General features: G+C 74.1%; 22 protein-coding genes and 3 pseudogenes. 14 read left to right on the forward strand and 11 right to left on the reverse strand.

Going from position 1 to position 22,931, the window contains the following annotated elements:
* Nucleotides 1-3: 3 nt before the first annotated feature.
* The 6 genes from OYE22_RS18400 to OYE22_RS18425 all read left to right on the forward strand — a co-directional run bounded on the left by OYE22_RS18400 (nt 4) and on the right by OYE22_RS18425 (nt 6,445).
* Nucleotides 4-1,110 (forward strand): MerR family transcriptional regulator, encoded by a 1,107-nt coding sequence (locus OYE22_RS18400; protein ID WP_277321430.1) that lies wholly within the window; start codon nt 4-6, stop codon nt 1,108-1,110.
* 171 nt (nt 1,111-1,281) lie between these two features.
* Nucleotides 1,282-2,244: a Ppx/GppA phosphatase family protein gene (locus OYE22_RS18405; protein ID WP_277321431.1), complete on the forward strand. Its 963-nt coding sequence runs from the start codon at nt 1,282-1,284 to the stop codon at nt 2,242-2,244.
* Nucleotides 2,245-2,392: 148 nt separating this feature from the next.
* Entirely contained in the window at nt 2,393-3,238 is an 846-nt protein-coding gene (locus OYE22_RS18410) for a sugar phosphate isomerase/epimerase (protein ID WP_277324191.1), read from the forward strand.
* Nucleotides 3,235-3,879, forward strand: coding sequence for a TetR family transcriptional regulator (locus tag OYE22_RS18415; protein WP_176162457.1), 645 nt, complete (start codon nt 3,235-3,237; stop codon nt 3,877-3,879). Before OYE22_RS18410 ends, OYE22_RS18415 begins: the two co-directional genes overlap by 4 nt.
* 193 nt (nt 3,880-4,072) lie before the next feature.
* Nucleotides 4,073-5,935, forward strand: a complete 1,863-nt coding sequence (ilvD, locus tag OYE22_RS18420; protein WP_277321432.1) for a dihydroxy-acid dehydratase — start codon at nt 4,073-4,075, stop codon at nt 5,933-5,935.
* Nucleotides 5,936-6,070: 135 nt separating this feature from the next.
* Nucleotides 6,071-6,445, forward strand: coding sequence for a DUF4190 domain-containing protein (locus tag OYE22_RS18425; RefSeq protein WP_277321433.1), 375 nt, complete (start codon nt 6,071-6,073; stop codon nt 6,443-6,445).
* An 80-nt stretch (nt 6,446-6,525) separates the two neighbouring features.
* Here OYE22_RS18425 and OYE22_RS33445 read toward each other — a convergent pair whose 3' ends face one another.
* Both OYE22_RS33445 and OYE22_RS18430 read right to left on the reverse strand, forming a co-directional pair.
* Nucleotides 6,526-7,041 (reverse strand): SRPBCC family protein, encoded by a 516-nt coding sequence (locus OYE22_RS33445; RefSeq protein ID WP_348652273.1) that lies wholly within the window; start codon nt 7,039-7,041, stop codon nt 6,526-6,528.
* A pseudogene (locus OYE22_RS18430) lies at nt 7,018-7,560 on the reverse strand (YbhB/YbcL family Raf kinase inhibitor-like protein); the annotation flags it as partial. The pseudogene OYE22_RS18430 and the gene OYE22_RS33445, both read right to left, overlap by 24 nt.
* A 248-nt stretch (nt 7,561-7,808) precedes the next feature.
* Between OYE22_RS18430 and OYE22_RS18435 the strand changes: the two are divergent.
* The 3 genes from OYE22_RS18435 (at nt 7,809) to cutA (ending at nt 10,474) form a co-directional block, all read left to right on the forward strand.
* Complete coding sequence (locus tag OYE22_RS18435) at nt 7,809-8,540, forward strand: GntR family transcriptional regulator (RefSeq protein ID WP_277321434.1); 732 nt, start codon at nt 7,809-7,811, stop codon at nt 8,538-8,540.
* Between the two features lie 187 nt (nt 8,541-8,727).
* Nucleotides 8,728-10,044: an MFS transporter gene (locus OYE22_RS18440; protein WP_277321435.1), complete on the forward strand. Its 1,317-nt coding sequence runs from the start codon at nt 8,728-8,730 to the stop codon at nt 10,042-10,044.
* Nucleotides 10,045-10,147: 103 nt separating this feature from the next.
* Nucleotides 10,148-10,474, forward strand: a complete 327-nt coding sequence (gene cutA / locus OYE22_RS18445; RefSeq protein ID WP_277321436.1) for a divalent-cation tolerance protein CutA — start codon at nt 10,148-10,150, stop codon at nt 10,472-10,474.
* Nucleotides 10,475-10,561: 87 nt separating this feature from the next.
* Here cutA and OYE22_RS18450 read toward each other — a convergent pair whose 3' ends face one another.
* The 4 genes from OYE22_RS18450 to OYE22_RS18465 form a co-directional block, all read right to left on the reverse strand.
* Nucleotides 10,562-10,771, reverse strand: a complete 210-nt coding sequence (locus tag OYE22_RS18450) for a DUF397 domain-containing protein (protein ID WP_277321437.1) — start codon at nt 10,769-10,771, stop codon at nt 10,562-10,564.
* Nucleotides 10,772-10,954: 183 nt separating this feature from the next.
* Nucleotides 10,955-11,686, reverse strand: coding sequence for a GntR family transcriptional regulator (locus OYE22_RS18455; protein WP_277321438.1), 732 nt, complete (start codon nt 11,684-11,686; stop codon nt 10,955-10,957).
* A gap of 260 nt (nt 11,687-11,946) precedes the next feature.
* The gene (locus OYE22_RS18460) at nt 11,947-12,204 is read right to left on the reverse strand and encodes a DUF397 domain-containing protein (RefSeq protein WP_348652220.1); all 258 of its coding nucleotides are present in this window, start codon (nt 12,202-12,204) and stop codon (nt 11,947-11,949) included.
* A 57-nt stretch (nt 12,205-12,261) separates the two neighbouring features.
* Nucleotides 12,262-13,596 carry a tetratricopeptide repeat protein gene (locus tag OYE22_RS18465; protein WP_277321440.1) on the reverse strand — a complete coding sequence of 445 codons (1,335 nt, stop codon included), beginning with the start codon at nt 13,594-13,596 and terminating at the stop codon, nt 12,262-12,264.
* 205 nt (nt 13,597-13,801) lie between these two features.
* Between OYE22_RS18465 and OYE22_RS18470 the strand changes: the two genes are divergently transcribed.
* Together OYE22_RS18470 and OYE22_RS18475 are read left to right on the forward strand one after the other, a co-directional pair.
* The gene (locus OYE22_RS18470; protein ID WP_277321441.1) at nt 13,802-14,371 is read left to right on the forward strand and encodes a hypothetical protein; all 570 of its coding nucleotides are present in this window, start codon (nt 13,802-13,804) and stop codon (nt 14,369-14,371) included.
* Between the two features lie 190 nt (nt 14,372-14,561).
* Nucleotides 14,562-15,143, forward strand: coding sequence for a hypothetical protein (locus tag OYE22_RS18475; protein ID WP_277321442.1), 582 nt, complete (start codon nt 14,562-14,564; stop codon nt 15,141-15,143).
* A 48-nt stretch (nt 15,144-15,191) separates the two neighbouring features.
* On the opposite strand, the gene OYE22_RS18480 is transcribed toward OYE22_RS18475, so the two are convergent.
* Both OYE22_RS18480 and OYE22_RS18485 read right to left on the reverse strand, forming a co-directional pair.
* The gene (locus tag OYE22_RS18480; RefSeq protein WP_277321443.1) at nt 15,192-16,694 is read right to left on the reverse strand and encodes a PQQ-binding-like beta-propeller repeat protein; all 1,503 of its coding nucleotides are present in this window, start codon (nt 16,692-16,694) and stop codon (nt 15,192-15,194) included.
* A 340-nt stretch (nt 16,695-17,034) separates the two neighbouring features.
* Nucleotides 17,035-17,850: pseudogene (locus tag OYE22_RS18485) on the reverse strand (serine/threonine-protein kinase); the annotation flags it as partial.
* Between the two features lie 139 nt (nt 17,851-17,989).
* On the opposite strand from OYE22_RS18485, the gene OYE22_RS18490 reads away from it, so the two are divergent.
* Complete coding sequence (locus OYE22_RS18490) at nt 17,990-18,346, forward strand: SH3 domain-containing protein (protein ID WP_277321444.1); 357 nt, start codon at nt 17,990-17,992, stop codon at nt 18,344-18,346.
* A gap of 145 nt (nt 18,347-18,491) precedes the next feature.
* Here OYE22_RS18490 and OYE22_RS18495 read toward each other — a convergent pair whose 3' ends face one another.
* Nucleotides 18,492-19,937, reverse strand: a complete 1,446-nt coding sequence (locus OYE22_RS18495; protein WP_277321445.1) for a PQQ-binding-like beta-propeller repeat protein — start codon at nt 19,935-19,937, stop codon at nt 18,492-18,494.
* Between the two features lie 112 nt (nt 19,938-20,049).
* Nucleotides 20,050-20,826 (reverse strand): annotated as a pseudogene (locus OYE22_RS18500) (serine/threonine-protein kinase); the annotation flags it as partial.
* Between the two features lie 96 nt (nt 20,827-20,922).
* Here OYE22_RS18500 and OYE22_RS18505 point away from each other — a divergent pair.
* Nucleotides 20,923-21,513, forward strand: coding sequence for a hypothetical protein (locus tag OYE22_RS18505; protein ID WP_277321446.1), 591 nt, complete (start codon nt 20,923-20,925; stop codon nt 21,511-21,513).
* A gap of 85 nt (nt 21,514-21,598) precedes the next feature.
* Here the strand turns inward: OYE22_RS18505 and OYE22_RS18510 are convergent, their stop codons facing one another.
* Nucleotides 21,599-22,177, reverse strand: coding sequence for a nuclear transport factor 2 family protein (locus OYE22_RS18510; RefSeq protein WP_348652221.1), 579 nt, complete (start codon nt 22,175-22,177; stop codon nt 21,599-21,601).
* A gap of 228 nt (nt 22,178-22,405) precedes the next feature.
* Here OYE22_RS18510 and OYE22_RS18515 point away from each other — a divergent pair, with 228 nt between their 5' ends.
* Nucleotides 22,406-22,918, forward strand: a complete 513-nt coding sequence (locus tag OYE22_RS18515; protein WP_277321447.1) for a winged helix-turn-helix domain-containing protein — start codon at nt 22,406-22,408, stop codon at nt 22,916-22,918.
* Nucleotides 22,919-22,931: the final 13 nt, after the last annotated feature.

Below are 22,931 nucleotides of genomic sequence, written 5' to 3' on the forward strand. Positions count from 1 at the left end.
GGCGTGTTGATCGGCGAGGTGGCACGGCGGTCGGGGGTCAGCGCCCGGATGCTGCGGCACTACGAGTCGCTGGGCCTGGTGCGGCCCTCGGGCCGGACCGGCGCCGGCTACCGGGAGTACGCCGACGCGGACATCCGGCGGATCTTCCACGTCGAGAGCCTGCGGGCGCTCGGGATGTCGCTGCGGGAGATCGGCCGCGCGCTCGACGACCCCGACTTCGCGCCCGCGACGATCGTCGGCGACCTCGTCGCCGCGACGCGCGAGCGCATCGCGGCCGAGACCGAACTGCTCACCCGGCTGCGCCGGATCGAGGCCGCGGGCCCCGCCGACTGGGAGGACGTCCTCCGGGTCGTCGCGCTGCTCCAGGCGCTGGGCTCCACGAGCGCCGGTGCGCGCCAGCGCGCGGCCCTCACCGTGGCCGACGAGGTCCCGGTGCCGGTGGAGGCCCTGGTCGAGGCGGTGCTGCGGGAGAGCGAGCCGAACGTGGCCGGGGCCCTGCGCTGGGCGCTGGCCCACAGCGGCGCCGGCGGTAACGGCCACGGGGGCGACGGTAACGGTCACGGCGGCGGTGACCCCCACGACGGTCACGGCGGCGGCCACGGTGACGAGGCCGGCGGCCTCGGCCACGGCGCTCCAGCGCTGCTGGCCGATGGCCTGGCCGCGCCGGTGGCGGCGGTGCGCGAGCGCGCCGTACGGGCCCTGGCCGAGCTGCCCGGCGAGGAGGCCGCCGCCCGTCTGCGGGCCGCGCTCGGCCACCCCGACGCCGTGGTCCGCGGGCACGCGGCCCTCGCGCTCGGCGCGCGGGGCGAGGCCGACGCGGTCCCCGCGCTCGTCGACCTGGTCGTGGCGGGGCGGGACGACACCGGCGCGGCCGACGCGCTCGGCGCCCTGGCCAGCGACGCCGGGGTGGCGCAGCGGATCGCCGCCGCCCTGGCCGAGCGCCTCGCCGACGCCGCCACGCCCGGCCCCGCGCGTGGCCGGCTCACCCAGGCGCTGGCGGCCGTGCCCGGGCCGACGGCGACCCGCGTCCTCGGCGAGCTGTCCCGCGACGCGGACCGCGCCGTCGCGCTGACCGCGACGTACGTCCTGCGGCTGCGCGGCGCGCGGTGACGGGCGGCCGCCGGACGGCCGGCAGCCGTCAACGCCCGCGTCCGGCACGGGGTTCGGGGTGCGCGGGCTCCTTCCGCCGCCCCGCTGCCCGTCGCCGTACCGCGACCGGTCGAGCCGTTTCGTGACCGGCCCCCCGGCACCCCGCCAGCAGCGCACAGTAGCGTTCTGGCCATGAGACTCGGTGTCCTGGATGTGGGTTCGAACACGGTGCATCTCCTGGTGGTGGACGCGCACCCCGGTGCCCGGCCGCTGCCCGCGCACTCCCACAAGGCGGAATTGCGCCTGGCCGAGCTGCTCGACGCGGACGGCGCGATCGGCGGCGACGGCATCGACCGGCTGATCGGGGTGATTTCCGACGCGCTCCAGGCGGCCGAGGACAAGGGCTGCGAGAACGTGCTCCCGTTCGCGACCTCCGCGGTGCGCGAGGCGACCAACGCCGACGAGGTGCTGGCCCGCGTCGCGGCCGAGACCGGCGTGCGGCTCGCGGTGCTCACCGGCGACGAGGAGGCGCGGCTGACCTTCCTCGCGGTGCGCCGCTGGTTCGGCTGGTCGGCCGGGCGGCTGCTGGTGCTCGACATCGGCGGCGGCTCGCTGGAGATCGCGTACGGCATGGACGAGGAGCCCGACGCGGCGGCCTCGCTGCCGCTCGGCGCGGGCCGGCTCACCGCCGGCTGGCTGCCGGGCGACCCGCCGGACACGGACGACGTGCGGGCCCTGCGGCGACATGTGCGGGCCCAGATCGCGCACGTCGTCGGCGACTTCAGCCGGCTCGGGCGGCCCGACCACGTGGTGGCCACCTCCAAGACGTTCAAGCAGTTGGCGCGCCTGGCCGGCGCGGCGCGCTCGGGCGAGGGGCTGTACGTCCAGCGCGCGCTGAGCCGCGCGGCCCTCGCCGACTGGGTCTCCAGGCTGGCCGCCATGCCGACGGCCGAGCGCGCCGAACTGCCCGGGGTCTCCGCCGGCCGGGCGGGGCAGCTCGTGGCCGGGGCGCTGGTCGCGGAGGCCGCGATGGACCTCTTCGACGTCGACGAGCTGGAGATCTGCCCCTGGGCGCTGCGCGAGGGCGTGATCCTGCGCCGCCTGGACCACCTCCCCGCCGAGCGCCCGGCCCTCGGCCAGCTCCCGCCCGCCTGAGCACGCGCCCGACCCCGGCCGGCCGCGCTCCCACGCCCCCCGCCAGTGCGGTCGTTTCCGGGGCCCGGTCCGTACCGCCCCGGCCAGGCAGCCTGCTGCCGGAGTGGCGACACGCCGTACGCTGTCCCTCGTGACAGAGCCAGAGCCAGTGGTGCGCATCCCGGATGCGAAGGTCGCCCTGTCCACGGCCTCCGTCTACCCGGAGTCCACGGCGGCGGCCTTCGAGATCGCGGCGCGCCTGGGATACGACGGCGTCGAGGTCATGGTCTGGACGGACCCGGTCAGCCAGGACATCGAGGCGCTGCGCCGGCTGTCCGACTACCACCAGGTGCCGATCCTGGCCGTGCACGCGCCCTGCCTGTTGATCACCCAGCGGGTGTGGTCCACCGACCCGTGGGTCAAGCTCAAGCGGGCCCGCGCCGCGGCCGAGCGGCTCGGCGCCTCCACCGTGGTCGTGCACCCGCCCTTCCGCTGGCAGCGCTCGTACGCCCGGGACTTCGTCAGCGGCATCTGGCGGATGGCCGACGAGACCGACGTGCGGTTCGCTGTCGAGAACATGTACCCCTGGCGCTACCGCGACCGCGAGATGCTCGCCTACGCGCCCGGCTGGGACGTCACCAAGGACGACTACCGGCACTTCACGGTCGACCTCTCGCACACCGCCACCGCCCGCACCGAGGCGCTGGAGATGGTGGACCGGATGGGCGACCGGCTGGCCCACGTCCACCTCGCCGACGGATCGGGCTCGGGCAAGGACGAGCACCTGGTGCCGGGCCGGGGCAGCCAGCCGTGCGCCGCGCTCCTGGAGCGGCTGGCCGGCAACGGCTTCACCGGCCACGTCGTCGTCGAGGTCAACACGCGGCGCGCGATGTCCAGCGCCGAGCGCGAGGCCGACCTCGCCGAGGCGCTCGCCTTCACCCGGCTGCACCTGGCGTCGCCGTCCCGGCCGCACCGGGTGCCGGGGGACCGCGACGACCGGATGACCGGATCATGAGCGAGGGCCTGGCCGCGCCCCGCCGCCGGGGCCGCCCGGCCCGCGCCGCGGCCGGCGGCGAACCGGCGGCGCGCGACCGCATCCTGGCGGCGGCGCGCAGCGAGTTCGCCGAGCGCGGCTACGACAAGGCGTCCATCCGTGGCATCGCCAAGGGCGCCGGCGTGGACCCGGCCCTGGTCCACCACTACTTCGGCACCAAGGACCAGGTGTTCGCCGCCGCCATCGAGCGGGCCTTCGAGCCCGCCCTGCGCGCCCCCGACATGCTGCTCGCCGGCCCGCACGAGGAGCAGGGGGAGCGGTTGGCCCGGTTCTTCCTCGGCATCTGGGAGAACCCGACGCACCGCGAGCCGCTGCTGGCGATCGTGCGCTCGGCCGTGGGCAACGAGGCGGCGGCGGCCGTCTTCCGCGACCTGGTCTCCAGCCGGCTCGTCGCGCGGGTCGCCGCCCAGTTGGGTGTCCCGGACCCGAGGCTGCGCGCCGAACTCGCCGCGGCCCAGTTGGTGGGCATCGCGCTGCTGCGGTACGTGATCAAGATGAGGCCGCTGGCGGACGCCGACCCGGAGCACGTGATCGCCCTGGTCGCGCCGGGCGTGCAGCGCCTGCTGACCGGCCCCGACCCGCTCGACGCCCCCGCCGCCTGACCGGGCCCCACCCGCCGGCCCCACCCGCCGCGACCACCGCGCGAGCGCCCCCTCGACCACCGGCCGGCCCGTCTCACATCGCGGGAAAGCCGTCCGGATCTTGGAGGGTGGGCGTAGGCTCGTACGACACCGTACGCAGGCCCCGACGTACGCAGCGGCGTACGCGCCAAGGCATCACCAGGGAGTGAGCACCGTGCCCGAGCTGAGGTCCCGCACCGTCACCCACGGCCGCAACATGGCGGGCGCCCGCGCCCTGATGCGGGCCTCGGGGGTAGCGAGCGAGGACATCGGCAAGCCGATCGTCGCGGTCGCCAACTCCTTCACCGAGTTCGTGCCCGGCCACACCCACCTCCAGCCGGTGGGCCGGATCGTGAGCGAGGCGATCAAGGCGGCGGGCGCGGTGCCGCGCGAGTTCAACACGATCGCCGTGGACGACGGCATCGCCATGGGCCACGGCGGCATGCTCTACAGCCTGCCCTCGCGCGACCTGATCGCCGACTCGGTGGAGTACATGGTCGAGGCGCACTGCGCCGACGCCCTGATCTGCATCTCCAACTGCGACAAGATCACCCCGGGCATGCTGATGGCGGCGCTGCGCCTGAACATTCCCACCATCTTCGTCTCCGGCGGCCCGATGGAGGCCGGCCAGGCCACCCTGGTCGACGGCACCGTCCGCAAGCTCGACCTGGTCAACGCGATCAGCGACGCGGTCAACGAGAACGTCTCCGACGAGGACATCCTCCGCATCGAGGAGAACGCCTGCCCCACCTGCGGCTCGTGTTCGGGCATGTTCACCGCCAACTCGATGAACTGCCTCGCCGAGGCCATCGGCCTGGCCCTGCCCGGCAACGGCTCGGTGCTCGCCACCCACACCGCCCGCAAGGAGCTGTACGAGCGGGCCGGCGCCACCGTCGTGGAGCTGACCCGGCGCTACTACGGCGAGGGCGACGAGCGCGTGCTGCCGCGCAACATCGCCACCCACGCCGCGTTCGAGAACGCCATGGCCCTGGACATCGCCATGGGCGGCTCCACCAACACCATCCTGCACCTGCTGGCCGCCGCGCTCGAAGCCGGCGCCGACTACGACCTGGGCGACATCGACGCCGTCTCGCGCCGCGTCCCCTGTCTGGCCAAGGTCGCCCCGAACGTGGCGCCCGGCGGCACGTACTACATGGAGGACGTGCACCGCGCCGGCGGCATCCCCGCCATCCTCGGCGAGCTGTACCGCGCCGGGCTGCTCAACGAGGACGTGCACACCGTCCACTCGGCCAGCATCAAGGAGTGGCTGGACAAGTGGGACGTGCGCGGCGGCTCGGCCAGCGAGGAGGCCATCGAGCTGTGGCACGCGGCGCCCGGCTGCAAGCGCTCCGCCGAGGCGTTCTCGCAGTCCGAGCGCTGGGACACGCTCGACACCGACGCCGCGAACGGCTGCATCCGCGACGCCGCGCACGCCTACTCCGCCGACGGCGGCCTCGCCGTGCTGCGCGGCAACCTCGCCCCGGACGGCTGTGTCGTCAAGACCGCCGGCGTCGACGAGTCGATCTGGACCTTCGAGGGTCCGGCCGTCGTCTGCGAGTCGCAGGAGGAGGCCGTCGACAAGATCCTCACCAAGGCGATCAAGCCGGGCGACGTCGTCGTCATTCGCTACGAGGGCCCCAAGGGCGGCCCCGGCATGCAGGAAATGCTCTACCCGACCTCGTTCCTCAAGGGGCGGGGCCTCGGCAAGACCTGCGCCCTGGTCACCGACGGCCGCTTCTCCGGCGGCACCTCGGGCCTGTCGATCGGCCACGCGTCCCCCGAGGCGGCCTCGGGCGGCGTCATCGCGCTCGTCGAGGACGGCGACCTGATCCGTATCGACATCCCCGGCCGCGCCATCCAACTCCAGGTCTCCGACGAGGAGTTGGCCACCCGCCGCACGGCCCTCCTGGAGCGCCTGGGCGGCTACCGCCCGGCCGCCCGCGAACGCAAGGTCTCCCAGGCGCTGCGCGCGTACGCGGCGATGGCCACCAGCGCGGACAAGGGCGCGGTGCGGGACGTCGGCCTGCTGGGCGGCTGACGCGGCGGCGCGCCCGCGCGTTGACACGGAGAGAGGCGGCGGCCCGGCGGGCCGCCGCCTCCTTCGCGTACGCGACCCCTCCCGGCTACAGCGTGTCAGCGTCCGGCTACGCTCGCGCCACTGAGGAGGTCCACCATGACGACACCACCCGGCCCGAACCCGTACCAGGGCGGCCCGAACCCCTACCAGACCAACCCGCAGACCACCCCGACGCCACCGGGGCAACCGGGGCAACCGCCCACGGGATGGCCCGGCCACCCCCCGTACTACGTGGTGCCCCAACGGACCAACGGCTTAGCCGTCGCGTCCATGGTGCTGGGCATCCTGTGGCTCTACTGGATCGGCAGCATCCTCGCGCTGATCTTCGGCTACGTGGCCCGCAACCAGATCCGGGAGCGGGGCGAGGGCGGCGGGGGCATGGCCACCGCCGGCCTCGTGCTCGGCTGGGTCGGCGTCGGGACGCTCACGGCCGTGATGTTCTTCGCCCTCTTCCTCAACGCGAGGTACTGAGCCACTCGCGCCCGGCGGCCGGCCCGGGGAGTCGGGGGAACGTCAACAGCGAGACTGAGTAGGGGGGTTGGGGCGTACGGTCAGGCGCCGGTGCTCCGTCGTCGGACCGTACGCTCCAGGATGCCGAGGGTGGCCCGCAGGGCCGACTCCGGGACCACGGGGAAGACGAGGCGCCGCCGCCACTCCTCGGCGACCTCGGACCAGTCGTGGTACGAGGTGACGAGGGTGCCGCCGTCGGCCGGGGCCAGCCGGTAGCCGTAGACGTGCCCCACGTGCGGCCGGACGCGCCGGCCCTCGACGGTCCAGGCGATCTCCACATCCGGCGCGAACCGGGTGATGACCACCTCGACGTCGTACCTGCCCAGCGGCCGGTCCCCGAGCGCCTCCCGGTCCATGTGCACCGTGAACCGGTCGCCGGCCGCCGTGACCGGCCCGCCATCGGCGCCCAGCAACATGCCCGAGGCATCGATGTCCACATGGCCCGCCGGATCGGCCAGCACCGCGAAGACGGCGGAGGCGGGGGCGGGGACGAGCCGGGAGACCTCGACCCGTTCGGGGCCGCTGGGCGCGCCCGGCGTGTAGCCGGTGGCGGTCAGGGTCGCGCGGCCGAGGGTGTGGCCGGCCATGGCGAAGCCGAGCGCGGCCGGCGTCGCGTCGGCCGCGACACCGACGGAGGCGACATCGAGGGCGTGCACCGTGATGACGTACCGGTGCGCGCCGTGCCCGGCCGGCGGGGCGGCGCCGACGAAGCGGGCCGCGCGGGCGTCGTTGGGGAGCTGGAAGGCGCCGGCGGGAAGGCCCGAGCCCGCCGCGTCGCCGGCGCCCTCGGGCAACTCGGTGACATCGGCGGGAATGTCGGCCACCGCCCAGTGCCAGAACCCGGACCCGGTGGGGGCGTCGGGGTCGTACACGGTGACGGCGTAGCTCCGGGTCCCCTCCGGCGCGCCGCGCCAGGACAACTGCGGGGAGACGTCCCCGCCGCCGGGCACGCCGAAGATCCCGGAGTACTGCTCGGGCGGCCAGGGGGCGCCGTCGCTCACGGTGCTGCTGGTGAGGGTGAAGCCGGCGGTGGGTGCCGGCTCGGGGAGGCGGGTGGGGGAGGTGTGGGCGCGCACGGGGCGCTCCTTTCGGGGCCGGACTGGGCCCGGCTTTCCTGGGTCGGGCTGGGCTCTGCTGGGTCGTGTGGGTCGCGTGGAGCGTGCCGGTGGCCGGTGGCCGGTGGCCGGTGGTCGGCGGGGGCGCGGTCGGTACGTACTCCGCGAACGCGCGCCGGCGTCACGGGGGCGGCTTCGGGCACATCCGGCAACGTGATCGACCATAACAGCAATAATCGATTATCGCTGGAATCGTCTAAGCTGCCCCCATGACGCATCCGGCCCCCACCCCCGCCCCGTCCGGGAAGCAGATGCTCTCCGAGCAGGTCTACGCCCACCTGCGGGACGCGATCATGCGCGGGCGGTACGCCCCCGGCGACGCCCTCAAGCCGCAGGACCTGGCCAAGGAGCAGGGCGTGAGCCTGGCCGTCGTGCGCGAGGCGCTGGTCCGGGTGGTGGGCGAGGGGCTGGCCGACCGGCTGCCCAACCGCGGCTTCGCCGTCCCCGCCTTCTCGGACCGCCGCTGGCAGCAGCTCGCGGAGGCCCGCCGGACCGTCGAACCCGTCGTGCTGCGCATGTCCGTCGAGCGCGGTGACGTGGACTGGGAGGCCCGGGTCCGCGCCGCCCACCACCGCCTGGCTCGCACCCCGGTGTACGCGCCGGGAGAGGGCGAGTTCTACACCGCGGCCTGGGCCGAGGCCCACCGCCTCTTCCACCGCACCCTCCTGGAGGGCTGCGGCAACCCCGTCCTCCTGGAGACCTTCGACCGCATGTGGACCGCGAGCGAACTCGCCCGCCGTTGGTCGGCCCACCGCGACCCGACCCGCGACGGCATCGGCGAACACCGCCAACTGGAGGAGGCTGCGCTGGCCCGCGACGCGGACACGGCGGCCGAGGTGCTGGCCCGCCACCTGACGCTGACGGCGGCGGCGCTGCGCGACGGCGGGGGCCGGGGTGACGGCGGGGCTGAGGGCGCCGGCGGGACAGCCGCGCGTAGCTGAGCCTTCGCCAGGGAGGGGGCGCGGGGGAGGCCGGGCGGCGGGCCTGACGTACGCCCGGGGCGAAGGCTTCGGGGCGAAGGCTTCGGAGGCCCCGGGGTGGCGGCCGGAAGACCCCCGTTGTCAGTGCCGTCTGAGACGGTGCGCTCTGTGATCTCTCTCCCCAGCAGGACGAAACCGGGGGTGCTCGGTGTCAGCACCTGACGAGAAACTGGCGCGCCCCGCCGCCCCACCCCCCGACGCCGCTGGGGACCAACTCGCCGACGCGGCGCGGGAGCCCGGCCGGCTGCCCCGGTCGTACCTGCTGTGGCTGGCCGGAATCCTGGTGTCCCTGGCGGGCAACTCGGTCTTCTGCTTCGCCCTCGGCTGGGCCGCCAGCGAACACGGCGGCATGGTCGCCGGCCTGACCCTGAGCGCCATCACGCTGCCCCGCGTCCTCCTGCTGCTCATCGGGGGCGCGGTCAGCGACCGCGTCAGCGCGCGCCGCGTCCTGATCACGGGGGACGCGGCCATGCTGGCCTTCTCCCTCGTCCTGGCCGCGGTCGCCTACCACCTGGGCGCCCCGCCCGCCCTGCTCATCACGGCGGGCATAGCCGTCGGCGTCGTCGACGCCTTCTACCTACCGGCCTCCGGTTCCATGCCACGGCGCCTGGTGGAGAAGGAACAGCTCCCTCGGGCCCTGTCCCTCCGCCAGATCGGCGGCCAGGTCGTCAACATGGGCGGCGGCCCACTCGGCGGCGTACTCGTCGGCCTCGCCGGACTGGCCGGCGCCGCCCTGGTCAACGCCGTGACCTTCGCCCTCACCCTGGCCGTCCTCGTCGTCGTCCGCCCGCGGCACCACGTTTCAGCCACCGAGCCGTCCAGCCTCCTCAAGGACGCCGTGGACGGCGTGCGGGTGTCCTTCTCCCACCCCGTACTCCGTCCCGGCCTGTGCCTCACCGGCGCCGCCGCCGGCCTCCTGCTGCCCGTCGTCCCCCTCCTCCTTCCCCTGCTCGCCCGCCAGGAGGAGTGGGGCGCGGGCGCGGCGGGGTTGGTCATCGGAGCGCAGGGGATCGGCATGGTGGCCGTCACCGCGGTGGTCGTACGGCGCGGCCCGCTGGGCCGGCCCGGCCTCCTGTCAGCGGGCGGACTGATGGCCGCCGGTCTGGGCGTACTGGCCCTCGCCCTCGCGCCCGACGTGGCGACGGCGACGGCCGCCGCCGTGGTCATAGGCGTCGGCAACGGGGTGTTCTCGGCGCACATCGCGCCGCTGATCCTCACCGCGACGCCGGACAGCCACCTGTCCCGGGTGCAGGCCGTGCTCGTACTCGTCCAGAGCCTCGCCCTGCTCCTCATGAACAACCTGCTCGGCACCCTCGCCGACCTCGAAGGCCCGACCGTCATCACGGCCGCGTGCGCGACCCTGCTCGTCGGCACCGGCCTCCTGGGCCTGACCTCCCGCCCCCTCCGCACGGACCGGACCGGCCTTGCGGCCCGGTCGGAACCGGAGGGTGGGGCGGAGGCGTGAGGTGGGGCGGGCGGGTGCCTTCGGGGGGATGGCCCTCGGTGTGCGCGCTGGTCCGATCGGCCGAGGTGGGGGCGGTGGGTGGCGTCGACCTAGGCTCGGCCGCATGACGACCAACGTCCTCCAGGTGTCCACGGCAACCCCCACTCGCGAGCAGGCCCTCGCGCTGGCCCGGTCAGCGGTTCGGGCCCGCCTGGCAGCCGGTGCTCAGGTCGTCCCCGCCACGTCCGTGTTCTGGCATGACGGTGAGTTCGGTGAGGGGGAGGAGTGGCAGTTGCTGCTGAAGACCACCAACGCGCGCTACCCCGAACTGGAGCGCCACCTCCTCGCCGCCCACCCGTGGCAGAGCCCGGAGTTGGTGGCCGTCCGCGTGGAGGCGGGGGCGGCGGGGTGTCTGCGGTGGGTTGAGGAGGTGACGGCGATGGAGGGGTAGGGCTGCCGCCCTGGGGCAGGACGCGCGCCGTTCCACGAGGGCCCTCGCGCGCGGACTTGTGCCCGGACGAGGGCTGGTCTGTTCAGGCTAGGCGTCGAAGTCGCCGGCCTTGATCCCGTTGATGAACGACGTCCATGCCGCCGCGTCGAAGGCGAGGGCAGGCCCGCCCGGGTCCTTGGAGTCCCGGAGCGGAACGGTGCCGTAGGACGCGAAGTGGTCCGGCGACCATTCCACGCAGGCGTTCTCGACGCCGCTGTACGAGGATTTCACCCAGCCGACGACCCCACCGGCATCCATGCGTGCCTCTCTTCCCGCGCCTGGTTGTTCTCCCGAGCATCTGCCCTGAACGAGCGTGCGCCTGCTGCCGAATGACGACCTGCTTTCCATGCTCGACCACATGCTCGCCGACGAACAGCCTCCGCGTGGCCACGATGAGCGGTGTACGGCCCGAGTCTCCGTCACCGTGCAAGCGGGGTCGCCTCAGGGGGTCGGCCGGTACTCGTAGCCGATCGTGAACAGCTTCGGCAGGCACCACTCGCCGTACTCGATCACGCCTTCCTCGTCGGACCAACGGTGAGCACCGGCCATGATGGTCGAACCCACCGGCACGCCAAGGTGATTGGCCTCGCGGGCGTTCGCGTTCCGGGCGTGCATGTCGTCGCGGGCGTGGGTGATGGTGCGCTTCGTGGCTTCCAGCACCTTGTTGGTGATGGTGTGGTTCCGCCCCGGAGCGGTGTTGAGTAGTTCGGGGGCCACCGCGAGGAAGGCGGCGGGGTACCAGGTCACGGCGTACGCGGTACGCGTGGACCCGCGTCCGGCGACCCACTCGCGGCGTACCACCTGGGCACCCTCATCGAGGTCGAAGAGTTCGGCGACGTAGAGCGGTGAGCGGACCAGCTCCGCTGCCAGGACGATGCTCGTTTCGCCCGCTGCCAGGAAGGTGCCTGCTTGCTGGACTCGGGCCAGGCGGTCCCGGGGTGTCAGCGCCCAGTGAGGTTCGTCGGCGACGAAGGTTCCCCGTGGCGTCGTGCGGACGTAGCGCTCGACGGCCAGGGCCTGGAGCGCTTGGCCGATGGTGGCCGTCGTGACGCCCCACGTCCCGCACAGCTCCTCGCTCGACGGCAGCCTGGAGCCGGGCTCCAGGGCACCGGAGAGGATTCGCTCCCGGTAGTGGTCGGCGATCTCGCTGAAGGTCTTCTGCGCACGTGGCATTGCTGCACTCCCTGGCGGTGTCGCTGAGCACCTGTACCGACGTACGGCGACGTACGGCGATGTGCGATGCCGGGCAACTCGGCGACGATGCCGTCGCGCACAGCACGGTACCGGCTCCGTAGCCGAATGGTCACCCAGAGCGTTGGCGTGCGCTTGACGTGAACGGCCGGCGCCATGAGGGGTGGGCCGCAGGCTCCCTGGCAGACAAGGCCCCCCGCCGCGCACGGTGTGGGCGCTACAGGGGGCTTGGGTGTGCGCGACTAGGCGTCGAAATCGCCTGCCTTGATCGCGTCGATGAACGACACCCACGCTGCCGCCTCGAAGGCGAGGGTGGGGCCCTGGGGATCCTTGGAGTCCCGGACCGGGACGGTGCGGGTGGCGGCTGCGCGTGCTGGAGCCCACTGAACGCACTGCCCGTTCGCCGTGCTGTGTGTCGAACTCACCCACCTGTCATCTCCGGTGTGGGTCATCGTTCGTACCTCGCTCTCGGTATGTGGTGTTCGCCGCTTGCGGAGCATCTTTCGGTTGAGCGTGGACCCGCGACAGGTTGGATGACGCGTTTGGTAACTCGGTGGCTAAGCAGCCGCGTTGGGAATCATCGTTCGTGCGCGTTCATTCAGCGCCCGCGCGACGGGGTTTTTCAGGTGGGGGCGGATTGCGGCCAGCATGGTCTGCATACGGCGGTCCACGCGCCCACTCTGGACGAGTGGGTACTCGTCCAGAGCTTCCGACCATGTCGCGCACGCGGCCTCCAGGTGCCCCAGTTTGAGCTGGAACTCGGCGAGAGTGGCCCGTTCCTTGACCCGGGATCGCCGATAGACCTCATCACTCAGCCTGTCCGAAGTCCGCATGGCTTTGACGGCTTCGGAGAAGTCGCCTAACTCATGGCTGACATGGCTGATGTGATAGTGCAGTGACGCGGGGTCATAGGAACCGAATGCCTTCTCGCGGCTCTCGGCCTTCTCCATGGCCGATTCGGCCTCTTTGAGATGGTGCAGGGCGCGCGCCCGATCGCCCGTCTGGGCTGCCGCGTGTGCCTGTTGGCCGGCGAGGAAGGCTCGCATCCGTGGCCCGGCCTGCGGCGACGCGGCCGCGGCGGCATCGGCGAGCCGCAACGCCTCTCGGCCGTGCCCGAGGTCCACCGCCTGGACGCTCATTCCCCGCAGCGTGGTGCAGTACGTCAGATAGTCCTCGGCCGCACCCGCCAACTCCAGGGCCTTGACGTAGTACCGCTGCGCGAGCCCCTCAAGTCCCTCGTCCACGGCCATATAGCCCGTGAGGTAGCAGAGGTCGGACGCGGCCGACATCATCGCCTTGCGAACAGCCGCCGGGGCGTCGGCCCTGAGATAGGGGGCGACGGTGTTGACCAGGAACGCGGCGGCCATGGGGCGGGCGTGACGCCCGCCGAACTGATCGTCCAGTTCCGAAAGGCGTTCCGTCATGGCCACGACGGTGTTGACGTCGGACATCCCTAGGGTTCGTAGCTGGCCGGTGTGGGCCGCTTCCATGCGAGCCACCACGTCCTGCCAGTTGGGCACGGTGACGGCTACCGAGAAAAGACTCGCCCCTATGACACTGCGCCGGGACGGGTCAAAGTCCTGTCGGCCGAGGTCGACAAGCCCCTCGACGGTGCCTGTTCCCATGCCCGGCTCTGCCGGGGCCGGAAATCCCGCGTCGCGCCGGGTGACGGGTCGGTGGAGCTTTCGAGAAAGGGCCTCCAGGATCAGGGAGCGCACTTCCTCCTTCGGCAAGGTGCCGTTGAGCCACTGATGAACTGAGGGTTCGCGGTAGCGCAGCGGAGTGCCCCGCTCGGTTCCCAGGCGATTCACGTGCTGCGCGAACTGGCGCAGCGTCCAACCGGTCTCGCGGTAGAGCCGGGCGAGGGACGCGTTCGGCTTGGGTGTGCCCACTGGCATCAGCCCCCTGTGGTGATCCACTTAAAGGTCTTCAAGCTGGCCGTGCAGAGCACGGTACCGCTGTCTGTAGTCGGTCAGTTGCCTAGAGCACAGGCGCGCATCGCGTCCTGAGGCGGACCACCTGATGGAGGCAGACAGCCGTGTCCCCCTGCTCAACCCTTCGCTCCGGGTACCCCCGCACGGGATGGGAGCATCACCAATGACCCACCCCGAACGCCGGCCCCCCGCCGACGCCCAACTCACCGCCCCGCCGCCGAGCCAGCCGCAGCGCCGGGCCCAGCGTCCGCGCGACGTACCGCCGGCGGATAGCAGTCGGCCGCCCCGCCGCGAGCGGCCCGCCTCGCGCGCACGTGTGTTGACCGGCCAGCACACCGTGCGGACCGTCGCCGGGGTCGTACTCCGGTTCTTCCTCGCCGACGCTCGCCTGTCCGACCCCGCCTGTGGGTGGGAGGCCGTCACGGACGCGGAGTTCCAGTACGCCTACGAGGCCAGCTTGTTCGACCGGGAGCCGCCGGACCAGGGTCGGCCCGTGCCCAACCCCGAACGCGTACAGGTCACCCTCGACGCGCTCGTCGGGCCCGGCAGTTTCTGTTGGGTGGACGGATGCGTGGACGCCGGGATCATGACGACCAACGGCAAGGCGCCCGTGGACTGCGGGCTGGGCCTGACCGACGTGCGCGCGCTCGCGTGGAGTTGCTGGTCTGGCGGCCGGCCAATCCGGGGGACGCCCACCGGCAGCGCACCACCCCGGGGAGCCCCGTGCGGCTGATCCTCGTGGTGGATGGGGGGTGGGTGGGCCACGCCGAAGTGCCCTCATTGGCGGCCGAGTTGGCGGCCTGCCGTTGCCGCCCCGCCACCCACCACCGGCGCTGGGCCCACGCCGAGAACACGAACCCCTCCACCGTCGACGCGCTCCGCGCCGCACTCTCCCGCCTCGCACGCAAGGAGTCCCAGCCGCGATGAACGAGATGAGTCAGACGAACAAGAAGGACAAGGCGAACAAGATGAACCAGATGAGCGGAGCCCTCGTACCGCCGCCGCACTGGACCGCGTACGGCCCGAGCACCCGGTACGCCGCCCACTGCCTCGGCGACGGTCAGGGCCCGTGCGCCGCCGCCGCGCGCCCGGCGCGCACGCCGTACGCCGTGGACGCCTGGATGGCGGAGCACCGGGACGCGACCGGGCACGCCCGGTTCACGCTGGTCACCTCCGCCACCACTGACCTCACCGAGACCAGTGACCCCGCCGGCTCCGTCGACCTCATCGAGACCAGTGACCCCGCTCGCCACGCCGAGACCAGCGACCCCGCCACGAGCGCCGCCGACACGCACCCGCGTGGTGCGGGCCACGGCCCGCGGGGCACCGACTGGGTGCCCACCCTGCGGGCCGTGGCCCCCGCCCTGCGCCTGCTCGCCGTCGTCGTGCTGGCCCGCGCGGACCAGGGCTGGTCGCGGGTCTTCGACCGCGCGCTGACCCGGCTCAGCCGGCAACCGGCAACCGGCAACCGGCAACCGGTGACCGGTAACCGTCGACCGCGCTGACCCCGGCTGAACCGGTAACCGGGCGCTGGGCCGCAAGGCCCCGCGCCCTCACCACCGCGACGGAACCCGGTCGTCCACCGCGAAGACCGAGCCGTCCGGTGCCGCCGCGAAGACCTTGCCCTCCGCGGCGACCGGCGTGGGCATGCGGTCCAGGTAGCCGCTCTTGGCGCGGCCGGGGCGTGGCGGGGTCTGGCCCAGCAGCTCGCCGCGTACGCCGTCCACCGCGAACAGGCGACCGTCGGCCGCCGAGAAGTAGAGCCGGTCGCCGGCGGCGACCAGTGGCGACGCGTTGCTGACGGAGGTCTCAAGTCGCCACGGCTGGGCCTTCGGCGCGCCGGGACGGGTGTCCACGGCGACCAACCCGCCGTCGTAGCCGAGCAGGTAGACCACCTCGTCGCTGGCCACCACGCTCGCCGCGTGCAGGGGGGCCGTCAGCGGCACCCGTCGCTCGTCGAGGCGCGCCGGGTCGTAGCGTACGACCGCCGTGGTGCGCGACTCGATGTCGCTGGCCGCGAACCGCACCACGCCGTTCGCGCCCTCGCCGACCGGGGTGAGGTTGCCGGTCAGCGTGCGGGTCCAGCGCACGTCCCCGGTGGCCGGATCGACCGCGCTGACCCGGGTGCGCGCACCGTCCGGGGCGGTGCTGACCGCGTACGCCAAGCCGCGTCCGCCGGCACCGAACGCGGTGAAGACCGGCAGTTCGTGGCTGGCCACGCGGTGGCTCCAGCGTTGGCGGTTGGTGGCCGCGTCGATGGAGGTGACCGTGCCGTCGGCGGCCACCAGGAGCACCGAGTCGCCTGCGCGGTAGACCCGGCCGCCGTACGCGGAGACCTCGCGCGTCCACCGCTGCCGCTTGCTCGCCGGGTCGCGGGCCGTCAGCCGGGTGCCGTCCGGGGAGAGCGTCTGCACCAGGCCAGCCGCGAACACCGGCGCCGACGGCACGCCCTCCTGGTCCCCGCCCTGGCCGGGGCCCTCCGTCGCGGGGGCGTCGGCGTCCTTGAGGGTGGCGTCGCTCGTACGGTCCGGCCCGTCCGCCGCGCCGGCGCCGGGACCGGCCGTCGACCACGTCACCCGGCCACGGCCCAACTCGACCCGGGCCGCCGCGATGCCCCGCTGCGCGCAGTACAGCGCGCCCTTGCCGTAGGCGCAGTACGCCATGCGCGCGTCGTCGCCCTGCGGCGCGGGCAGCCCCGCCGCGTCGCGCAGCGTGATCCGCCACGGCCGCCAGGTGCTGCCGGCGGCGGCCCGCCGGTCGGGGTCGGAGGTCGAACCGAAGTCGTCGACCTGGCGCAGCGTCCACACCGTGCCCGCGCCGAGCACCACGAGCAGCGCCACCGCCGCGGCCACCCACCGGGTCGGGCGGCCGGTGCGGGCGAGCCGGCCGAGCACGCCGGGCCGGCGCGCCGCGTGGGCTCGGCCCGGGGCCGCGCGTTCGCCACCCCGCGCCGCGCCCGGCCCCCGCTCGCCCTCCCGCTGGCCCGCTTCCGGGACGCCGGCCTCCGGTCCCACGGCCTCCGACCCGCCGGCCACCGGCCACGCGTCGATGAACATGGGGCCCGCGCCGTGCTCGCCCTCGTCGGTGGCCTCGGGGCCACCGGCCTCGGCCGGGTGGGCGCGTCCGTCCGCGCCGGGCGAGGCGGCCCTGATGTGCGTGTCCTGCTCCGCCCCGGCCCCGCTCGGGCCCGGGGCCGACCCCGGGTCGGCGGCGTCGACCTCAACGCCCCCGCCCCCGCCCTCACCCCCCGGCGGCGAGCCGCAACGCGTCCGCGCCCGCCGCCGCGATGTCGCGCTCCAACGAGCTGGGCGCCCGCTGGAAGGGGACCCGCGGCGCTCCCGGCGGCTGCGCCGCGCGCGGCGTGGACAGCGGCACGAACGGGCCGTGCCCGCCCGCGCGCAGCGCCGACATGAGCCCGTCGGGCGTCGGCCGGTCCGCCGGGTTCTTGGCCAGGCAACTGCGGATCAGCGGCAGCAGGTCGGGGGAGACCCCGTCCAGGTCGGCCTCGTCGTGCACGACCTGGTAGGCCACGATGTACGGGCTCTCGGAGCTGAACGGGCCGCGCCCGGTCGCCGCGTGCACCAGGACCGAGCCGAGGGTGAACACGTCGGCCGCGGGCCCCACTTCGCGCGGGCGCTGGAACTGCTCCGGCGCCATGAACGGCGGCGTCCCGATCAACTTGCCCGTCTCGGTGCGCAGATCGCTGTCGGACGGCCGCGAGATGCCGAAGTCGATCACCCGTGGCCCGTCGGCGGCCAGCAGCACGTTGCTGGGCTTCAGGTCGCGGTGGACCACGCCGGCCCGGTGGATGTCGCGCAGCGCCTCCGCGAGCCCGGCCGCGAGACGGCGCACCTCGTCCGGGGCCAGCGGCCCATTCCGCTTCACGTGCTCGGCGAGGGTGGGCCCGGGAATGTACAGCGTGGCCATCCACGGCCGTTCGGCATTAGGGTCGGCGTCCACCACGGGGGCCGTAAAAGCGCCGCTCACTCTCCGTGCCGCCATGACTTCTTGGCGAAATCGCGCCCGAAATTCCGGGTCGGCGGCGAATTCTGTGTGTACGACCTTTACGGCAAGCCGCATTCCCGACGGTGACCTGGCCAGATGCACCACGCCCATGCCGCCGGAGCCAAGTCGTGCCTCCAGTCGGTACTGCCCCGCATATTGCGGACCTTCCGCTTCCGGGCCTGTCCCCGCGCTACGCAGCGGCGGCATTCCCCCCACCCCCGTGAATTCGTCCGCACATGCGGCTCACGGAGCTTAGTCGATAGCGCGTACGGGACAGTTGAGGCAAGCTAACCTGCGCATGTCTCAGCATGTCTCAGTACAAATCGCTCAACGGGGGAGGGGCCATATGGCCACGGAAGAGAACGACGCGTCGCGGCACGAGGCCGCGGGGGTGGCGACGGCGGCCGCGACCGTCGGCGGCGGTGGCGCGGCCGGCGGGGTCGTCGCCGCCGGTGAGGCCACGTACCCGGTCGCGCCCGGCTACCGGGTCAACGTCCGCAGCGGCCCGACCACCACCAGCCCGGTGGTACGGGTGCTGGCCTACGACGCGCGGGTCCGCATCCGCTGCCAGCGCCGGGGCCAGTCCGTCAACGGCCCGTACGGCACGTCCAGCATCTGGGACAGCATCGCGCCGGGCGAGTACGTCTCGGACGCGTACGTGCGCACCGGCAGCGACGGGTACGTCGCTCCGTCCTGCGGCTGACCCCAGAGCAGACGGACCAGCCGACCCGGGTCGGCCGGCCGTACGCGGGAACACCAGCCAGGCGCCCGCCACCGCCCGCACGCGGCGGCGGGCGCCGCGCCGTTGGCGGCTCGGGCCGGGCCCGTGTCCGCGCCGTGAGAGCGCGTCAGCGGCCCGGGTCAGGGGAGTTGGGGTCGACCGAGAACAGCGTGCCGTCCGAGGCCGAGGCCACCAGCGCCCCGTCCACCCGCAACACCGCGCTGGTCTCCATCGACATGCCGAAGCCGCTGTCGGCGCTGCGCGGCCCGGTCTGCCAGCGCTCGCCGCCGTCGCGCAGGTCGAGCGCGAGGACGCGACCGCTGCCGTTGCACAGGTAGACCGTGTGCTCGCGGGTCGACACCGAAGGCAGGCCCAGCCGCTCCACGTCCGACATGCTGCTCCACAGCGTCCGGCCGCTGCGCGGGTCGACCGCCGTGACCCGGCCGCTGCTCTGCACGAAGAACAGCCGTCCGCCGGCGAGCGAACCGTGCCCCAGCGCCAGGCGCGGCATCCGCACCTCGCGCGGCTTCCCGGTGACCGCGTCGAGTCGCACCAGGCTCTGGTACGGGGCGCCGTCGCGCTCCTGGTAGCGCAGGAACAGCAGGTCGCGGCCGTCGGTGCCGAGCGGTTCGTCCACGTTGCGCAGGCGGGCGAGTTCGGTGGGCGCCCCGCTCGCCCGGTCCAGCCGGCGCACCAGCGTCGTGTCGCTCTCTCCGTCCTCCGCCCAGCACAACGCGTACGGCAGACCCGCGTGCCCGGCCGGCGAGCACTCCTGCCCGGGCGGTACGGGGTAGGACCAGCGCACCTCGCCGGTGGCCGTGTGGCGGGCGGTGATGGCGCCGTCCCCCGGGGCGCTGTCGAGCACGAGGTCGCCGGCTATCGCCGCCTCGGCGGAGTCGCTCACCTCCCGCGACCACACCTCCGCGCCGCTCTCCGCGTCGAGCGCGACCAGCCGCGTGCTCCCCTCGCTCGGCGAGTCGTGCACCAAGACCAGCCCGCCGCGCACGCCGATCGGCTGACTGCCGCTCGCCATCTCCGCCGGGTCGCTCAGCGCGTCGGTGCGCCAGTCGAGCCGCCCCGAGCGGGCGTCGAGCCGGACCGTGGGGAAGCCCATGCCGCCGCAGAACAGCCGGGTCCCGCGCGCGACGCACTGGGGGTCGAAGACCTCGCCGAGCCCGGCGGAGCCGGCCGGGCCCGCCTTCGGCGTGACCCCGCTCGGGTGCAGCGCCACCTCCCACGGCCGCCAGCCGTCCGGCAGCGCCGCGGCCCGCACCCCACGGCCCACCGGGCCGCTGGTGCGCACGCCGTCGTCGGGCCCGAACAGCAGGAACGCCCCGCAGCCGAGGCCCAGCGCCGTCAGCGACGCGAGGGACCCGAGGACCCGCCGTGGCCAGCGCCCCCGGGGCCAACGCAACAGCCCACCGGCGCGCCCGGCACCGCCACCCGCCTCCGCGCCCCCGGCCGCGCCACCCGCCGCCCCCTCGCTGCCGGCCCGGCCCGTGCCGACCGTCCGGTCCGCGCTGCCTGCCGCCCCGACCGCCCCACCGCCGCGCGGCGACGCGCCGTCCGCCACCGCGCCCCCCCGCCGCCCGGCTCGCCGTACCGCCTACCGCCGCACCACCCGCCGCGCCGCGCGCGGGGACGCGCACCGGGCCTCGGGTGGGCAGCTCCGTGAACGCCTCCACCAGCTCCGGGAGTCCGGGCCGCCGGACCGGGTCCTTGGCCAGGCAGCGCTCCACCACGTCGCGCAGCGGTCGCGCCAGCGCGTCCAGCGTGGGCGGCTCGTGCACGACCCGGTAGGCCGTCAGGTACGGGCTGTCCGCGTCGAACGGCCCGTACCCCGTCGCCGCGAACGCCAGCAGCGCGCCGAGCGAGAACACGTCGGAGGCCGCCGTCACCTCGCGCGGCCGGTTCAACTGCTCGGGCGACATGAACGGCGGCGTGCCGAGCACCCGCCCGGTCACCGTCAGCGCCTGGTCGTCGGCCGCGCGCGAGACGCCGAAGTCGATGACGCGCGGCCCGTCCTTGGCCATCAGCACGTTGGCCGGCTTGAGGTCGCGGTGCACCACGCCCACCCGGTGGATGTCGCCCAGCGCCCCCGCGAGCCCGAGCGCGAGCCGCCGCAGTCTCGCCGCGCCCAGCGGCCCCCGCTCGGTCAGCTCCTCGGCGAGGGTGCGGCCCGGCACGTACAGCGTCGCCATCCAGGGCCGCTCGGCGTCCGGGTCGGCGTCCACCACCGGCACCGTGTACGCCCCGCTCACCCGCCGGACCGCCGCGACCTCCTGTCGGAACCGGTCGCGGAACTCCTCGTCCTCGGCGAACTGGGAGTGCACCACCTTGACGGCGACCTGCCGGCCGGAGGCGGCGCGGGCCAGGTAGACGACGCCCATGCCGCCGGAGCCGAGACGGTCGAGCAGCCGGTACTCCCCGACCGCCTCCGGATCACCGACGCCCAGCGACACCGCCCCACCTCCTCGCACGCGCGTTTGAGCAAAAAGCCTAGACGTCGCGCGAGGCCACTGAGTGACCGAACCCGCCAACCCGCGATAATCGGCGGTATGAGCGATGAGCAGCAGCCCGACACGGGCGCCGAAGCCCCCGGCGAGAAAGGCGTGCAGGCCGCGGCGGGCGCCGACGCGGGGCCCGAGCCGGACTCGATCTGGTTCTTCGGCACCACCTGGGTGCACCACGACGGCGGGTACGCGCTGCGCCGCGTCGGCTTCTCGCTCGGCACCCTGCTGGCCGCCGCCGTGGGCACGTTCCTGCTGGTCTTCGCGTACCAGGGGGTGGCCATCTCGGACGCCGGCGGCCTGGTCAACCTCATGGTCATCGTGGCCCTCGCGATCTGTAGCGCGCTCGCCTTCGGCCGCACGATGGAGGAGCTGGGCTCGGGCGACGGCCGGCGCGGCGGCCGGCGGGACCGTGCCGAGCGCGGCGACGAGGCGGCCAGCGAGAAGTCGATGCGCAGCATCAAGCTCATCGGCTTCGTGGGCGTGCTGCTCGCCTACTTCTGCCGCAGCCTGGTCGAGGCCCCGCGCGAGAAGCGGTACCGGGCCGAGTACGAGGCGGCCAAGATCCGGCACGAGCGGCTGCGCGCCACCCGTACGGGAAACCCCGCGGCGCGCGCCAAGAAGCGCAAGCGCCGCTGAGCGCGCCGGCGCCGCCCCCAAGGCGCGCGGTGCTGTCGCGCCGTCGGTCGCACTGTCGGTCGCGCCGTCGGTCGTGGCGGTGCCGCTACGCGGTGGGCTCGGCCCGGTCCGGGGTGCACGCGGCGGCGATGCCCAGGCTGTCCTCGTAGATGTGGTGCCGGACGATCTCCCCGTTCGCGACGGTCAGCCGCAGCGCGAACGGCGAGTGGAACGACTTCCCGGTGGCCCGCACCGTGCCGTGCAGGTGGCCGGTGAGGACCGCGTCCGCGCCGTCGACCAGGAACGCGTCGATCGTCGCGCCGCCCGCCTCCGGCACCGTGTGCGCCGCCAACTCGACCCAGTGCCCGACGACGTCGGCGCGCGTGGAACGCGGCCGAATCCACGGCACGGCCGGGTTCGGGGCGATCTGCCAGTCCACCTCCTCCGCGTACGTGGCGGCGATCTCCTCCGGCCCCTGCTCGGGGTCGGCCACCCGGCGCAGGTACTCCGCCACGACGGCCCGCGTCCGCTCCGTCTCCGCGGCCCTTTCGGCGGCGGCGGGCGCGCTGGCGGGAGCGGTACCGGTGCTGGCGGGGGCAGCGGTGCTGGCGGGGGAGGCGTCGGCGCTGGTGGGGATGGCGTCGGTGCTGGCGGCGTGGTTCGCGGTGTTCGTCTTCGTCGTCATACGGCAGAGCCTGCCGGCTGGCCGCCGCCCCGTCGATTACCTGCCAGGTCATGTCGGTTCCTGCCTGGTCATGCCTGCGGGCGCGGGCGCGGGAGGCGGGACCATCGGGGGAAACCCTGAGACGACCCCCAGATGTCCCTAGGTCACCCCGGCATGTGTCAGTTTCCTTTGACAGGTGTTTGGCCGGGGTGTCAGTGTAAGAACACAACACAGCAAGAGAGGTTCGAGATGGGCTCGGCCCCAGTCCCGACCGGAGACGAACTGCTGAAGATCCTCGGCGCGCTCGGCAATCCGCACCGCATGCGGATCATCCAGGCGCTCACCGGCGGCCGGAACTACGTCAGCCGGCTGGCCCGGGACCTCGGCATCAGCCGCCCGCTGCTGCACATGCACCTCCAGCGGCTGGAGGCCGCGGGACTGGTGGTCGGCTCGCTGGAGCTGTCGGAGGACGGCAAGGCGATGAAGTTCTTCGAGGTCGCGCCGTTCGTCTACCGCCTGACCCCCGAGGCCGTCGCGGCCGCGGCGGCCTCGCTCACCGAGGCGGGCGCGGCGGCGGAGCCGGCCCCGGAAGCCACCCCCCGAAGCAGGCGCCGCCGTACCCCCGAGCCCGACCCGCCCGCCGCGGCCGGACCGGAGGCCACACCACCCGACTCCGTACGACCCGACGCCGGGCAGCCCGACGACGCCGACCGACCCGACTCCGTGGACGCCGCGCGCGCCAGGCGGTCCGCGAATCCGTGAAAGAGAGAAGCGC

It is taken from the genome of Streptomyces sp. 71268 (assembly GCF_029392895.1).
Lineage (GTDB): Bacteria > Actinomycetota > Actinomycetes > Streptomycetales > Streptomycetaceae > Streptomyces.

What these genes read in the sequence shown, in the direction of transcription:
- OYE22_RS18405 (WP_277321431.1), top strand. Translation starts at nt 1,282, where the DNA reads ATGAGACTCGGTGTCCTGGATGTGGGTTCGAACACGGTGCATCTCCTG.
- OYE22_RS18415 (WP_176162457.1), top strand. Translation starts at nt 3,235, where the DNA reads ATGAGCGAGGGCCTGGCCGCGCCCCGCCGCCGGGGCCGCCCGGCCCGC.
- OYE22_RS18425 (WP_277321433.1), top strand. Translation starts at nt 6,071, where the DNA reads ATGACGACACCACCCGGCCCGAACCCGTACCAGGGCGGCCCGAACCCC.
- OYE22_RS18435 (WP_277321434.1), top strand. Translation starts at nt 7,809, where the DNA reads ATGACGCATCCGGCCCCCACCCCCGCCCCGTCCGGGAAGCAGATGCTC.
- cutA (WP_277321436.1), top strand. Translation starts at nt 10,148, where the DNA reads ATGACGACCAACGTCCTCCAGGTGTCCACGGCAACCCCCACTCGCGAG.
- OYE22_RS18450 (WP_277321437.1), bottom strand. Translation starts at nt 10,771, where the DNA reads ATGGATGCCGGTGGGGTCGTCGGCTGGGTGAAATCCTCGTACAGCGGC.
- OYE22_RS18455 (WP_277321438.1), bottom strand. Translation starts at nt 11,686, where the DNA reads ATGCCACGTGCGCAGAAGACCTTCAGCGAGATCGCCGACCACTACCGG.
- OYE22_RS18460 (WP_348652220.1), bottom strand. Translation starts at nt 12,204, where the DNA reads ATGCTCCGCAAGCGGCGAACACCACATACCGAGAGCGAGGTACGAACG.
- OYE22_RS18470 (WP_277321441.1), top strand. Translation starts at nt 13,802, where the DNA reads ATGACCCACCCCGAACGCCGGCCCCCCGCCGACGCCCAACTCACCGCC.
- OYE22_RS18475 (WP_277321442.1), top strand. Translation starts at nt 14,562, where the DNA reads ATGAACGAGATGAGTCAGACGAACAAGAAGGACAAGGCGAACAAGATG.
- OYE22_RS18480 (WP_277321443.1), bottom strand. Translation starts at nt 16,694, where the DNA reads ATGTTCATCGACGCGTGGCCGGTGGCCGGCGGGTCGGAGGCCGTGGGA.
- OYE22_RS18490 (WP_277321444.1), top strand. Translation starts at nt 17,990, where the DNA reads ATGGCCACGGAAGAGAACGACGCGTCGCGGCACGAGGCCGCGGGGGTG.
- OYE22_RS18505 (WP_277321446.1), top strand. Translation starts at nt 20,923, where the DNA reads ATGAGCGATGAGCAGCAGCCCGACACGGGCGCCGAAGCCCCCGGCGAG.
- OYE22_RS18510 (WP_348652221.1), bottom strand. Translation starts at nt 22,177, where the DNA reads ATGACGACGAAGACGAACACCGCGAACCACGCCGCCAGCACCGACGCC.
- OYE22_RS18515 (WP_277321447.1), top strand. Translation starts at nt 22,406, where the DNA reads ATGGGCTCGGCCCCAGTCCCGACCGGAGACGAACTGCTGAAGATCCTC.